The organism is Caballeronia pedi (genome assembly GCF_001544915.2).
Taxonomy (GTDB): Bacteria; Pseudomonadota; Gammaproteobacteria; order Burkholderiales; family Burkholderiaceae; genus Caballeronia; species Caballeronia pedi.
Genome location: NZ_FCOE02000078.1, coordinates 1 through 12,493, shown reverse-complemented (window position 1 = coordinate 12,493; position 12,493 = coordinate 1). Strand labels below are relative to the sequence as shown.

14 protein-coding genes are annotated in these 12,493 nt (G+C 65.1%); 5 read left to right on the top strand and 9 right to left on the bottom strand.

The features are described from left to right. Together AWB80_RS41920 and AWB80_RS41915 are read right to left on the bottom strand one after the other, a co-directional pair. The coding region (locus AWB80_RS41920; protein ID WP_341866868.1) for an acyl-CoA dehydrogenase family protein at nt 1-243 on the bottom strand (243 nt) is incomplete at its 3' end. 12 nt (nt 244-255) lie between these two features. Continuing rightward, nucleotides 256-831, bottom strand: a complete 576-nt coding sequence (locus AWB80_RS41915) for a peroxidase-related enzyme (protein WP_061180478.1) — start codon at nt 829-831, stop codon at nt 256-258. Between the two features lie 185 nt (nt 832-1,016). On the opposite strand from AWB80_RS41915, the gene AWB80_RS41910 reads away from it, so the two are divergent. After that, nucleotides 1,017-1,646, top strand: a complete 630-nt coding sequence (locus AWB80_RS41910; protein ID WP_061180477.1) for a peroxidase-related enzyme — start codon at nt 1,017-1,019, stop codon at nt 1,644-1,646. A 53-nt stretch (nt 1,647-1,699) separates the two neighbouring features. Here the strand turns inward: AWB80_RS41910 and AWB80_RS41905 are convergent, their stop codons facing one another. Together AWB80_RS41905 and AWB80_RS44255 are read right to left on the bottom strand one after the other, a co-directional pair. Further along, complete coding sequence (locus tag AWB80_RS41905) at nt 1,700-2,323, bottom strand: NADPH-dependent FMN reductase (protein WP_061180476.1); 624 nt, start codon at nt 2,321-2,323, stop codon at nt 1,700-1,702. Between the two features lie 115 nt (nt 2,324-2,438). Continuing rightward, nucleotides 2,439-2,603 carry a hypothetical protein gene (locus tag AWB80_RS44255; protein ID WP_160147532.1) on the bottom strand — a complete coding sequence of 55 codons (165 nt, stop codon included), beginning with the start codon at nt 2,601-2,603 and terminating at the stop codon, nt 2,439-2,441. Nucleotides 2,604-2,831: 228 nt separating this feature from the next. Here AWB80_RS44255 and AWB80_RS41895 point away from each other — a divergent pair, with 228 nt between their 5' ends. Further along, nucleotides 2,832-3,389 (top strand): carboxymuconolactone decarboxylase family protein, encoded by a 558-nt coding sequence (locus tag AWB80_RS41895; RefSeq protein ID WP_061180474.1) that lies wholly within the window; start codon nt 2,832-2,834, stop codon nt 3,387-3,389. Nucleotides 3,390-3,426: 37 nt separating this feature from the next. Then, nucleotides 3,427-4,272 (top strand): helix-turn-helix domain-containing protein, encoded by an 846-nt coding sequence (locus AWB80_RS41890; RefSeq protein WP_061180480.1) that lies wholly within the window; start codon nt 3,427-3,429, stop codon nt 4,270-4,272. 4 nt (nt 4,273-4,276) lie between these two features. On the opposite strand, the gene AWB80_RS41885 is transcribed toward AWB80_RS41890, so the two are convergent. Then, entirely contained in the window at nt 4,277-5,683 is a 1,407-nt protein-coding gene (locus AWB80_RS41885) for a sugar porter family MFS transporter (RefSeq protein WP_061180481.1), read from the bottom strand. A 279-nt stretch (nt 5,684-5,962) separates the two neighbouring features. Here AWB80_RS41885 and AWB80_RS41880 point away from each other — a divergent pair, with 279 nt between their 5' ends. Then, nucleotides 5,963-6,499 carry a dioxygenase family protein gene (locus AWB80_RS41880; RefSeq protein WP_244207056.1) on the top strand — a complete coding sequence of 179 codons (537 nt, stop codon included), beginning with the start codon at nt 5,963-5,965 and terminating at the stop codon, nt 6,497-6,499. 16 nt (nt 6,500-6,515) lie between these two features. Here the strand turns inward: AWB80_RS41880 and AWB80_RS41875 are convergent, their stop codons facing one another. Then, on the bottom strand, nt 6,516-7,295 hold the full coding sequence (locus AWB80_RS41875) for a hypothetical protein (protein WP_061180472.1): 780 nt from the start codon (nt 7,293-7,295) through the stop codon (nt 6,516-6,518). Between the two features lie 220 nt (nt 7,296-7,515). On the opposite strand from AWB80_RS41875, the gene AWB80_RS41870 reads away from it, so the two are divergent. Further along, nucleotides 7,516-9,288, top strand: a complete 1,773-nt coding sequence (locus AWB80_RS41870) for an ATP-binding response regulator (RefSeq protein WP_061180471.1) — start codon at nt 7,516-7,518, stop codon at nt 9,286-9,288. A 145-nt stretch (nt 9,289-9,433) separates the two neighbouring features. Here AWB80_RS41870 and AWB80_RS41865 read toward each other — a convergent pair whose 3' ends face one another. The 3 genes from AWB80_RS41865 to AWB80_RS41855 form a co-directional block, all read right to left on the bottom strand. Beyond that, nucleotides 9,434-10,141: a response regulator transcription factor gene (locus AWB80_RS41865; protein WP_061180470.1), complete on the bottom strand. Its 708-nt coding sequence runs from the start codon at nt 10,139-10,141 to the stop codon at nt 9,434-9,436. A gap of 35 nt (nt 10,142-10,176) precedes the next feature. Beyond that, the gene (gene mltA / locus AWB80_RS41860; RefSeq protein WP_087132087.1) at nt 10,177-11,916 is read right to left on the bottom strand and encodes a murein transglycosylase A; all 1,740 of its coding nucleotides are present in this window, start codon (nt 11,914-11,916) and stop codon (nt 10,177-10,179) included. Between the two features lie 28 nt (nt 11,917-11,944). Next, nucleotides 11,945-12,493, bottom strand: a 549-nt coding sequence (locus tag AWB80_RS41855) for a DUF4384 domain-containing protein (protein WP_143328276.1), incomplete at its 5' end; no start/stop codon positions are given.

Here is a 12,493-nt window from a genome sequence, read left to right as displayed (position 1 = left end):
GAGCCGCGCCTGTTCGCGCAGGAGTTGCGGCAGCGTCAGCCCGAGCCCGCCGAATTCGACCGGCACGCTGGCGCGCAGAAAGCCCGCGTCATGCAGATCGCTCAAGTCTTCGGAGAAGAATTGATTCTCGCGATCGTAGGCGGCGGCGCGCGCGCCGATCGTGTCGAGCAAGGCATCGGAGAGCAGTGGTTTCGAAGCGCTCGCCGATGGCGGCGCGATGACGGGTTGCAGGACGGCGCTCATCGTAGGTCTCCTTCACGCAAGAGCGGAAAAGTATTTTTCGTCCGGCACGACGCCGGCCGCGATGAAAATGCGGTTGGTATGGTTGAACCACGACGCCGTTTCGATGGCTTCGAGAATGTCGGCGTCGGAGAGGCCGAGCGCGCGGAGCCGGTCGAGGTCTTGCGCGGTGATCTCGCGCGGTGTCGTCGTGATGGTTTCGGCGATCTGCGCGAGCGCGAACTGGCGCGGCGACAGATCCGCGAGGTGATAGTCGAGCGCGATGCGGCGTGCCTTCACGCGATCGTCGAGCGCCGCGCCGAGCGCATGCGCGTGATGGATCGTGCAAAGACCGCAGCCGTTGGTGCGCGACACGATCACCGCGATCAATTCGCGCTCCTCGATCGGCAGGCGGCCGCCCGTCGCGCTGAAGAGCCCTTCGAAATACTGCGCGAAGCGCCGCGCCGTGTCGGGATTCAGTGACAACGCGCGAATCCAGTTGTCGCCGCCATGCCGCTCCACAAGCTCGCGGATGTCTTCGCCCAGCGCGTCGTGTTCGGGCACGTCGAGACGGCCGATGTCGTGCGCATCGGCGTGAAGGACTTCTGCCATGTCGCGTTCCTCACGAAGGAGAGTGCGAGCCATTATGAGCAGCGACCGCGCGCGCGATCCAATATCGATTTGCGATTTGCTATTCAGCTACCCCGCTCGCATTTGCTTATGAAAAATCAGCAATACGAAGCATTGGCGGGTGCGCTACCTTGAAGGCTTCACGTCCAGCGCAGGAGTTCATCCCGATGTCTACGCTCGCCCTAGCCGAATCCCTCAACACATCCGACGACATTGCCGGACGCGAGCCCGTTTCGCGCCTCGGCGTGCCCGAGGAAACGCGACTGCCGCCGCACCTCGCGGAAATCTACGCGAAGTTTCGCCGGCAATACGGCTTCGTGCCGAACTGGCTCGCGGCACTCGCGATCAATCCTGATACGGCGTACCGGCTCGTCACCTTCTACGAACATCTGTTCGATCCGCATCGCAGCCATCTGACGGCGGCGGAGCGCGAACTGATCGCGGTGGTGACATCGGCGGCGAATAATTGCAGCTATTGCGTGTTCAATCACACGCAGGCGCTCGCGAAAGTGACCGGCGACACGGTGCGCGCGCAACGCATCGCGCAGGGCTTTCATCATGTGCGCCTGACGGCGAAGGAAGCTGCGCTCGCGGAACTCTCGGAGCGTCTCACACGCGATGCGTCGAGCGTGCGCGAAGAAGATTTGCTGCGTCTGCGATCGATCGGCTTTACGCCGCAAGCCGTGACGGAAGTGCTCGAAATATCGGCGTTTTTCAACTACGCGAACCGCCTGACGATCGCGCTGAACGTCGTGCCGGACGATCGCTTCTTCTCCGGGCGCGATCTCGACGCGTGATAGCGGAATCGCCAGACTCTGGCGATTCCGCTTCTTTGAAGTTTCCGCGCGATTCAGTCCTGCACCACGGCCACGCGTGTAGCCACCTGCCGTTGCCCGCCGAACGCAAGCGCGAAGTTCGACGCCTGCTGCCCGACCGTGCGCAACTGCTCGACGACTTTCGGGTCCGAGCACGTATCGGTCGTTTCGAAGCGCGTTTCCAGCGTATTGACGGCGGCGCCGAACGGCGTCGGCCAGCCGCGCAATGCGTGCACGATCGAGCGCAGCGATGTCAGCACCGTACCCGCCGCCTGCCAGCCGTAAGCCGTGACGATGCTGCCGACCGCGCGGCCATCGAGATACGGACGGGCGTCGAGCCGCAGTTCTTCGAGCGTATCGAGCGCGTTCTTGACGAGCCCCGATATGCCGCCGTGATAACCCGGCGTCGCGATGATGAGCGCGTCCGCCGCGCGCACCGCTTCGATGAGCTCGTGCTGTTCGTCGGTCAGGTCGCGCGTTTCGGGCGCGTAGTGCGGGAGGCTGTGAAGGAACGCGCCGCCGAACAACTGCACGCGCGCGCCGGAATCCTGCGCGCCTTTCAGTGCGAGCGCCAACGCGCGTTCTGTCGATGAGGCGGGCCGCGTCGTGCCGCCAATGCCGACCACGAGAGGCCGGCGCGAAGATTCAGTTCGGGACAAGTTCGATGCTCCGGCAAGGGGACGGCGCAAGCCGTCGGATGGAGCATCATAGCCAGCGGCCGGGCGCGCCGGAACGCATCATTTTCGCTAACGATATACGCGATTCAGCAAGCGCTTACCCGTGCAGCTTCCCTTGTCGGCGTGTGCGCGGATCTTCGGCGGGGCGTGGTGCGCCGGAGACGCGGGAGGCGCGCGGCACGAAAATGTCGAACATCGCCATCAGCGACAGCGAAACGACAGCCAGGAACGCCATCGTGCCAATGAATTCGATCAGGAACATGTTCACCTCATCCGGTCGGAAACGCGTTATGTGCGTGCATCTGCTGACCATCAGTGTGCGGGCGGCGACGCCCCTCCGATGCCGCGAGAAGCCGTCACAACTGCCGTCTGTTCGACGTATCGTTCGGCGCCGCGATTACATCGGATGTAATTGGCGCGAGCACCGGGCGCTTCTACTCTTGGGCTGTCGCGCCGCCATTCCGGTGGCGCTCACCGCCAGGGACTTAACATGTCGAGCTTTCCTGTTCACACGATCGATTCCGCTCCCGCACAATCCCGGCCGGCGCTCCGGCAACTGGAGCAGGCATTGGGCCTGATCCCGAATGTCGCGGGCACGATGGCTGCATCGCCGGTGCTGATCGACGCTTTCATCGGCGTATTCCAGCGCGTGCACGCGAGCAGCCTCACCGAGCCGCAGATTCAGACGCTCCTGCTGACCAACGCCGTCGCGAACGCCAGCGAATGGCCGGTCGCATTCCACACGGCGCTTGCACTGAAACAGGGCGTGCCGCCCGCCGATGTCGACGCGATCCGCCGAGGCAGACTGCCCGAAGACGCCGGACTGGCCGCGCTATCGGCGCTGGCGCGCGCACTGATCGGGCAGCGTGGCCGCGTCGCGGAGTCGGACCAGCGGCGCTTTCTGGAAGCGGGCTTCGATGCCGCGCAGATACTCGAGGTCATCGCGGTCGTCGCTGCATCGACAATCACGAACTATGCCAGCAGCGTGACACGGCCGCCGCTCGAAGCGCAGTTCGAAGCGTTCGCCTGGCATGCGCCGGCAGCCTGAGCGTGCTCCATCCAACCAATCCGATCCGGAAGATCCGATGAACGCCATGCGTCCCGATTCGAATGCGCCGCCCGCCGAGCTCGGTGATTTGCTGCGCTACTGGCGCGACGTGCGTGGCGTGAGCCAGCTCGATCTGTCGCTGGAGGCGGGGGTTTCGCAACGGCAGATCAGCTTCATCGAAAGCGGGCGCAGCGTGCCGGGCCGGGACACGCTGCTGACGCTCGCGCAAACCCTCGATGTGCCGCTGCGCGAGCGCAACGCGCTGCTGCTCGCGGCGGGCTACGCGCCCGTGTATTCGGAAGCGCCGTGGAATGCGCAGGAAATGCATGGCGTGATCCGTGCGCTCGAACGGGTCGTGCGCCAACACGATCCGTTTCCGGCGATCGTGATGGATCGCCACTGGAACGTGCTCATGACCAACGACGCCGCGCCGCGCTTCTTCGACTGTTTCATCGACATGGCCGCGCGCGAAGGTCCGCGCAACATGCTGCATCTGATCTTCGATCCGCAGGGGATGCGCCCGTTCGTGGCCGATTGGGAGATCGTCTCGCGGAGTTTGCTGCAGCGGGTGTATCGGGAATCGGTCGGGCATGTGGTCGATGCCGGCACCGGGCGTCTGCTCGACGAACTGCTGGCCTATCCCGATGTGCCGCGTGACTGGAAAACGCAAAATGGGCGCTCATCCGCGCCCACGTTGCCCGTCATTCCGATTGGTTTTGTCAGCGAAGGCGTCGTGCTTCGATATTTCTCGATGGTCACGACCGTCGGCGCGCCGCAGAACGTCGCGGCACAGGAACTCCGTCTCGAATGCATGTTTCCCGCCGATGACGCCACCGAAGCACGCCACCGGCAGTTGCTTGCCGCGCATTCGAAGCAAGCCTGAATGCCTAGTTCAGCTTGCCCAGATCACGCAGGCGCTTGCCGGCCATCAGATTGCTGCCCAGCTTTTCGAGTGAGACACCGCGCGTCTCGGGCACGTAGAAGAACACGACGATGCCGAAGATGACGTTGAGGATCGCATACAGCACGAAGGTGTTCGCTTCGCCGACCGTGGACAGCAGGCTGAGGAACGTCGCCGCGACCGCCATGTTGGCCACCCAGTTGACCAGGGTCGAGACGGCGATGCCGAAGTCGCGTCCCAGTTGGGGCTGAATCTCCGAGCAGAGAATCCAGACCAGCGGACCGGCGGACATGGCGAAGCCCGCGATGAAGAGCAGCAGCGACGCGACCGCGAAAACCTGTGCCGTCAGACCCGCCACGCCGGCATGCAGGAGAAACCCGAGCGCGCACATGCCGACCGCCATGACGGCGCATCCCGCGTAGAGAATCGGCTTGCGGCCCCAGCGGTCGACGAACGCGATCGCCCCGAACGTCGCCACCACGTTGACGAGACCGACGATGACCGTCGCCCACAATTGCTGCTCATGCGTAGCGAACCCGGCCAGTTCGAAGATGCGCGGTGCGTAGTACATCACGACGTTGATGCCGGTGAGTTGCTGGAAAATCTGCAGCACGACGCCCAGCGCCACCGAGCGACGGAAGTTCGAGTTCTTGCGCAGCAGGCTCCATCCCTGCTGGGGCCGCGTGTTGTCCTCGTTGACCTGGTCGAGTTCGGCCTGCACATCGGCCGGATTGGCGTAGAGACGTTGCAGCACGGCGCGCGCTTCCGCGCCGCGGTTGCGCTGCAGCAGCCAGCGGGGACTGTCGGGAAGGGCGAGCACGCCGACCAGGAAGAACGCGGCGGGAATCGCGATCACGCCCAGCATCCAGCGCCAGTCGGCCACGTAGGAAAGGCCGATGTTCGACAAAAAGGCCGCGAGAATCCCGACCGTGATCATCAGTTGATAGGTGGAGATCATGGCGCCTCGCACCTGCCGTGGCGCGACTTCGGAAAGGTACAACGGCGCCGTGAACGACGCCATGCCGACCGCAAGCCCGAGCAGCAGGCGCGCGCCGATCAGATGCTCGGGACTGCCCGCGAAGCCCGACCAGAGCGACCCGACGATAAAAAGCACCGCCGCCAGCACCAGCGAATGGCGGCGTCCGAGGCGCCACGACAGCCAGCCGGCCCCCAGAGCGCCGATCGCCGCGCCGACCATCATCGAACTGACGATCCATTCCTGCGCGCGGTCATTCAGCACGAAGTGTTTCGCGATGAAGGGCAGCGCGCCCGAAATCACGCCGATGTCGAGGCCGAACAGCAGCCCGGCGAGCGCCGCCATGAGGCAGACGAAGAGACCGAAGCGCTTCGATCTCGGATGGGTAGGAACATTGCTGTCAGCGATGGTGCTCATTTGAGGCGTCTCCAGGTTGCTTTTCGAATCGATCTTCACGACCACTGCATCCATGATCGGACATGAGAATTAGCGCTGGATGAGGGCACTTTGAAAGCTTCGCTTCAATCGATCGACGCGCGGAGTGTAGCCTGCCGCGTAATCGATTGCACCTTCAAAAGGATGACTGAGCGTTTGGGCTTTCGGCTTACCATATTCGACGGGGCAAACCGGGAGCGCGCGATGTGGACACGAAATCCGAACCGGGGAAGGCGCGATTTTCTTCGCAAGTCTGGAGCGGTGCCATCGACTTTGCTGCTGCTGGCGCTGGCCGACAAGGTTTCAGCGACCCCCGCCTGCGCCGACGATCACGAACCGACGCGGCGGCAGACGCCCGGGCCGTTCTTTCTGCCGGACTCGCCGCAACGGACATCGCTGCTCGAACCGGGCATCGGCGGAACGAAGATCGTCCTGAGCGGACGGGTGTGGTCGTCGCGATGCAAGGTGGTGCCCGGCGCCTTGCTCGATTTCTGGCACGCCGATGACCGCGGGGAATACGACGTCGACGGCTTCCGGCTGCGCGGCCATCAATTCTCGGACAGCGAAGGGCGCTACCGGCTCGAAACCATCGTGCCGGGTGTGTATCCGGGACGCACGCGGCATTTCCATGTGACCTTGCGTGCGCCGCGCGGATCGGCGCTTACCACGCAACTCTACTTTCCCGGCGAGCAGGGCAATGCGCGCGATTCGCTGTTCGATCGCCGGTTGCTGATGACGATCGATGGTAGCGGCGAGCGGAAGTCGGCCCGGTTCGATTTCGTGCTTGACGTTGCGTAGCGCGAGCGCCGGCCCATCAGGAAGGCGTAGTCTGACTCGATTCCACCGCCAGCAGATTGAGCACGAGCAGAATGACCGCCTGATTTTCCGCGCTGATCGCAATGCCGAGCGCGTTGCTGATCCATCGTCCGATCTTGGTCGCCGCGAAATCGGCACTCTGCGCCGACTTCTTGAGCGTGACGCCGAGCCTCACCGCCCGATAGTGGTACGAAGGGATGTGATGTCGCATCGCAATTCCGAACAGGCCGCCCTTGCCGCCTGAACACCAGCCGAGCGAGCCCGCGAGCACGAGCTGCTCGTACTTGTCCAGATCGTCGATGAACTCGCGCGCAAGACGCCGCACGCGCGCTTCGTCGAGCCCGTACTGCATCAACACGGATTCGACCGGGTCGTCGACGGCGTGAGCGTGTTCATCGACTTGCTGGACGATGCCGTCGAGTTCCATCGAGACGTCGCGCTGGCAGCTCGCGCTGCGCAGGCAATCGATCAGGAAGCGCCGGAAATAGGTGCATACGGCGTAGCCGCTCGATGGCGCGCTGTGCTCGCTCGCGTGCGACTCGCCGTGTCCCGGTTCGAGCCGCAGCACCTTCGAATAGATGAACTGCGCGACCAGTTCCTCCTTGTCCTCTCTGAGCGATTGCAGCTCGGGCGGGTGATAGCTGCGCAACGCGCCTTTGACGAGGTTGTAGATCGATGCCATTTCGTCCTGCGACAGTTGCGTGCGGCGGCGCCACAGGTCCGTCAGCATCGAAGGCGCACCCGTCTCGCAGACGGGCGTCATTGTCAAGGTCTCCATGTTGTCAATCCCCCCAATTCGGTGGCAACGGGATGAGTATGGTTTTTTGTTATGAAACGACCAATATGGAATTAGTCATATCCGTTGGCTAAACTTTTGGGTAAACCGGTCATGCAGGCGACCAGCCGAATCCCGCAGCGGCCACGCCGTTGCAAGGTTCACAACGTCCGCCCGACGCCCAACGTCACCCGAAGCAATCAACGCAATAAGGGGATGACAGATGCATGGCGATCGTGAGTACGGCGAGATCGACGAGGATCTCGCCAGCGCGCTCTACGCGGCGGACCCCGCGTCCTTCGTCGCGCACACCTGCGCGATCGCGCTGCTGGCCGCGGCCTGGCTGCCGTTCCCTCACGCCGGGCAGCCCGCGCTGTGGTGCGTGGTCTTCTATGGGATTGCGAACTGTTTCGCCATCGGTTTATGGGACTGGCGGCGCCGCCATCCGCTGCGCTTCGGTGCCCGTGGATGGATTCGATTGCACGCGTTGAGAAACGTGCTGCTGCACGCCGCGCCCGGCGTCGCCATCTGTTTCGCTTTCCAGAATGAATCCGCCGGGTTCGCGGCCACGCAAGCCGTCTTGCTCGTCACGCTGGCCGCGCTGGCGTATGTGTCGAATGGCCTGAACCTGCTCAACCTGTCCGGCGCGGTGCTCACGCTGCTGCTGCCCGTCACGGCATTGAGCCTGTTGCAATCCGGCGAAGGCCGCGCCGGGCTCGGCGTTGCGCTGGCGATGTTCGTCGTCGCCGTGCATCTGTTCGGTTCGCAATATCGCGGATTGTTTCGCGGCATCGTCGAGGCGCGGGTCGATCAGCAGCGGCTGGCGCAAACCATCGCGGTTCAGAAGAGCGTGATCGAGGAAGCGAGCCTTGCCAAGACGCGCTTCTTCGCAGCCGCGAGTCACGATCTGCGCCAGCCGCTGCACGCGATCGGCCTGCTCGCCCAGGCGCTGACCGATCACGGCGCGAATCCGCAGGAGCGCGATGAGGCCGCGCAGCACATCATCTCCAACGTCGACGCGTTGAATCAGCTCTTCAACCAGGTGCTGGATCTTGCGCGCATCGAAAGCGGCGTCACCCAGGTTATCCCGCAGCACTTCCGTCTCTCGGAACTGCTGGCGCGCGTCGAGCGGCAGCACCGCCCCGCCGCCGCCGCGAAAGGGCTGGCGCTGCGTGTCGCGCCGACGCCATGGGTCGCGTTCACCGATCCGGTATTGCTCGAACGCGTGATCGGCAATCTGGTGTCGAACGCGGTGCGTTACACGGAGCGCGGCTCGATATGGATCGGCGTGCGGCACGCCGGAGACACCGAGCGCTGTCATGTCGAGGTGCGTGATTCGGGCATCGGCATCGCGCCGCACGAGCATGCGCTCGTCTTCGAGGAGTTCTATCAGTCGCCGCTGCCCAATGCGGTGCGTCAGGGCCACGGCCTCGGTCTGGCGACGGTGCGGCGCCTCACGCGCCTGCTCGGCGGGGAGCCGGTGCTGCGCTCCGAGCCGGGCCGTGGCACGACCATTCGCGTGCCGGTCAGATTCGGCGATGCGAGCCTCATCACCGCGAGTCTGAATGCGCCGCTGCCGATGGGCGCGTTCATCGAAGGGCGGCGCGTGCTTTGCGTCGACGACGACCCCGCCAATCTCGATGCGCTCGGCGCGTTGCTGACGCGCTGGGGCTGCATCGTGCGCGGCTGTCGCGACGAACTCGCGGCGGTGCGCGTGATCTCCGAAGGCTTCGTGCCCGATGCGCTCCTGTGCGATTACCAGATCGATCGGCACGAGACCGGCGCTGAAGTATTGCAGGCGGTGCGCGAAGCGTTGCGGCGGCGCGGGCATGGCGAGCCCGCGAGCGTGGTGATCACCGGCGACATGTCATCGCCCGGACTTGCGAGGCTCGCGGCCGAAGGGCTGCCGATCCTCTACAAGCCGGTCACGCCGACGCGCCTGCGGCGCACGCTGGAGACGCTGCTTCAGCCGCGCGGGCAGGACGAGGCCGCCTGAGATTCTTTTTGGCGGAAGCGGGGGATATGGTTTGGCTTTTCGCCGGATCCCTGTGCGGGGCAACACAAATAGACCTACACGAAAACGGGATCCGGCGAGACAACCGAAAGCCCGCGAAGCTTCAATAGCCGAAAGAAAACCCACATCAAAGCGTGCGCCCGCCCTGCAGCCAGCCGTTGATGAGCGCGATCGCCGACGACCGGTTATGCACGCCGAGCGCGCGAAAGATCACGGACAGATGCACCTTCACCGTGCCCTCGGCCACTTGCAGCTCGCGCGCGATCATCTTGTTGGTACAGCCGCGATGCACGAGACGCATGATCTCGCGCTGACGCGGCGACAGATTCTCCATCAGATGCAGATGATGCGGCGCGAGCGCGACGGCCGGCATGCTCGTCACATGACGCGGACGCTCGGCGACGCCCTGGCGCACGAGCCGCGAAGGCGACGGATCGATCAGGCTCAGCGCCTCGATCGGCACATACGCGCCGCCCGACAGCACGAGTTCGATCGCCTTGAGCATCACGTTGGCGGGCTCGCGCTTCGGCACGAAACCGAGCGCGCCAGCGGCCAGCACCGCGCGCATCTCCTCGACGGATTCTTCCGCCGACAGCACGACCAGCGGCAACGCCGGATTCGCCTTGAGCAGCGCCGTCAGCGACGATGCGCTCTCCATGCCCGACATGTGCAGATCGACGATCGCGAGATCGTGATTCGCTTCCGGGCGCGCGGCGGCGGCGAGCGTGTCCCAGTTGTCGGCTTCGTCGAACTGCGCTTCGGGATCGATGCCGCGCAACAGCGACTTGACGGCCTGGCGGATCAGTTCGTGGTCATCGGCGACGAGAAACCTCATGTTCGCTCCCGCAAGACGCGTTCAGCGCGCGTTTGTCACTGGGTGTCGTCGACACACAGGTCCGGATCGCTCACGACACAATCGGCGCTCGGCATGACGGGGCCGCCGCGCACACGCACGCCGGTTTCCTTCGCGGAGATCCGCAGTCCCTTCGGCAGCAGTACCCACATCTGCGTGGGCTGCTTCATGCGGCTCGCCTGCTGCTGCGCCTGCGCTCCGGTGCCGAAGAAATAGTCGGCGCGCACGGCGCCGCGAATCGCGCCGCCCGCGTCCTGCGCCATCAGCAGGCGCGTGACGGACGCACCCGCCGGCCCGCCCGCGCTCGCGTTGATGAAAACCGGCGCGCCGAGCGGCGTCGTGCGCGGATCGATCGCGGCGGAGCGTCCGGCGGAAAGCGGCACGCCGAGCGCGCCGATCGGCCCCGCGGGTGAATCGGGGATGGCGCGGAAGAACACGTAGCTCGGGTCCGAGGTCGCGAAGGTATAACTGATCGGCGCGGCGCTGGCGAGCGGTGGCGTCGTCGATGATGTGCTCGTGCTCACGCGCGCCGGACGTATCGCGGGCGCGGCAGGACTCTTCGCGAGATTGAAGCCGCGCAGCAGCGGCGATTCGGGCGATGCGTCAGCGTTCGATGCGGCATCCGTGGGGTCCGCATCCGGTCCGTTGCGCAGGAGCGCGGAGCGGGGTGCATCGTCGGGAGCCATGCCGTCGATATTGTTTTGCGTATTCGGAGTGCTCACGGTGCCTTCTTCCAGGTCGATCTCGACGCCCCGCACAAGGATTCTGCGACCCTTGGTTCCCGCACTGGCCACGGGCGGGTTGAACGCGAAGCCGTTCTGTTCCGCATAGGCGAGGCGGATGACGCTCTTGCCGTCGGGCAAGACGATCTTTCCCGCACCCTGCAACTGCATAGAATAGAGCATCGCGGGGTCTTCCACATAGGCCAGCACGGGCGCCTTGCTCAGACCGCGCTCGATGTCCGCGCGTGAGTAGTAAGGCACGATCTCCGCGCCTTCGCGTCGCAGTCTCAGCTTCTTGTCGCGGATATCCGGCAGGCTGTCGCCGACGCGCAGCGTATAGGTCTTGCCGCTGATCGACACAGCCGTGAGCGGAATCACGTTGCGGCCTTCGATGCGCGCCGGAACCGGCGTGCCGCGCGCACCCGGCGGCAGACGGCGCGCGTCGAGGAACAGCATGTCGGTGGGCACGCCATAGACGGGATAGAGGAACGGTGCGCGGCGTTCGCGGCTGCCCTTGAGGATCGGCTCGTAATAGCCGGTCAGCACGCCGCGCGTGGTCTTGTCGACGTTGAGTATCTGATAGACCGTGAAGTTGTCTTCGAAGAACCGGCGCACGGCGGCGCTGTCGCGCGCATCGACGTTGCGCGACGCCGCGCACGGGGCCGCCCACGCGGGCTTGCCGCCCAGCACGGCGCAACTGCGTCTGAACGCATCCCACGACTCGGCGACGTTATCGGTCGCCCAGCCGGGCAGGCTCGAAAAAGGCACGGGCGTGTAGAGCGCATTGCGGGTCGCGAAAGGCGACGCGGTAACGCCTACCGATGCCGACGGGCTCGCCGGCATCGGATTGGCGATGCCGGGCTCGCGTCCCGTCACGCTGACCATGCGGGCGTCGTCGCTGGCGGCGGATGGCGTGGCGTCAGCCGACTGCGCGGCGGTTGTGGGCGGCGTGCTTGCGCATCCCGCGAACACGGCCGCCGCCAGCGCGGCGAGGATGTAAAGGGCGGGGAAAGCGCCGCTCGGTCGTGATGCCATGATGCCCCTCGTCTTGCCGCTGAATCCGCTATCTAGACGAACGGACGACATCGATTTTGAAGGTCGCCGCGCCGTACGCGACCGGGCACGATGCAGCCTTCTCGCCGCACGAGGGCACGCCCGCGAACGGCGATGCGGTGAGCGTGCGCTGCGCGGCCGCCGCGTGCTGGGCTTCGGGCGCGAGGCTCGCGAACACGGCATCGTGAGTCAGGCCGAGCGCGGAAAAGTCGCGCGGCGCAGCCGATACGATCGCGATGAAATGGTTCTCGCCGACCGGCTCGCCCGCCTGCATCGGCCAGCTTGGTCGCGGCAGCACGAGACGCTTTTTCCGGACGATGCGGTTGTCGCGGTCGAGCTCGTTCGGGAACAGTTGCAGATATTGATTCGCCGGATCGACGACGAACACATACACGTAGCCATCGCGATTGCTCGTGAGCGAGAAGCGCAGCGGATCACGATCGATGACCGCGCGCGCGACGGGCACGTCGACCTTGACCTCGATCGACGGGTCCGCGATCGACACGACGCGCGCGAATTCATCGGCGGGCGTGAAGGGCGGCAGCGCGGGCGGCGGGGG

Excerpts from the sequence above, each read along its gene's own strand:
- AWB80_RS41915 (WP_061180478.1), bottom strand. The coding sequence starts at position 831 with ATGGCAGAAGTCCTTCACGCCGATGCGCACGACATCGGCCGTCTCGAC.
- AWB80_RS41910 (WP_061180477.1), top strand. The coding sequence starts at position 1,017 with ATGTCTACGCTCGCCCTAGCCGAATCCCTCAACACATCCGACGACATT.
- AWB80_RS44255 (WP_160147532.1), bottom strand. The coding sequence starts at position 2,603 with ATGTTCCTGATCGAATTCATTGGCACGATGGCGTTCCTGGCTGTCGTT.
- AWB80_RS41895 (WP_061180474.1), top strand. The coding sequence starts at position 2,832 with ATGTCGAGCTTTCCTGTTCACACGATCGATTCCGCTCCCGCACAATCC.
- AWB80_RS41890 (WP_061180480.1), top strand. The coding sequence starts at position 3,427 with ATGAACGCCATGCGTCCCGATTCGAATGCGCCGCCCGCCGAGCTCGGT.
- AWB80_RS41885 (WP_061180481.1), bottom strand. The coding sequence starts at position 5,683 with ATGAGCACCATCGCTGACAGCAATGTTCCTACCCATCCGAGATCGAAG.
- AWB80_RS41875 (WP_061180472.1), bottom strand. The coding sequence starts at position 7,295 with ATGGAGACCTTGACAATGACGCCCGTCTGCGAGACGGGTGCGCCTTCG.
- AWB80_RS41870 (WP_061180471.1), top strand. The coding sequence starts at position 7,516 with ATGCATGGCGATCGTGAGTACGGCGAGATCGACGAGGATCTCGCCAGC.
- AWB80_RS41865 (WP_061180470.1), bottom strand. The coding sequence starts at position 10,141 with ATGAGGTTTCTCGTCGCCGATGACCACGAACTGATCCGCCAGGCCGTC.
- mltA (WP_087132087.1), bottom strand. The coding sequence starts at position 11,916 with ATGGCATCACGACCGAGCGGCGCTTTCCCCGCCCTTTACATCCTCGCC.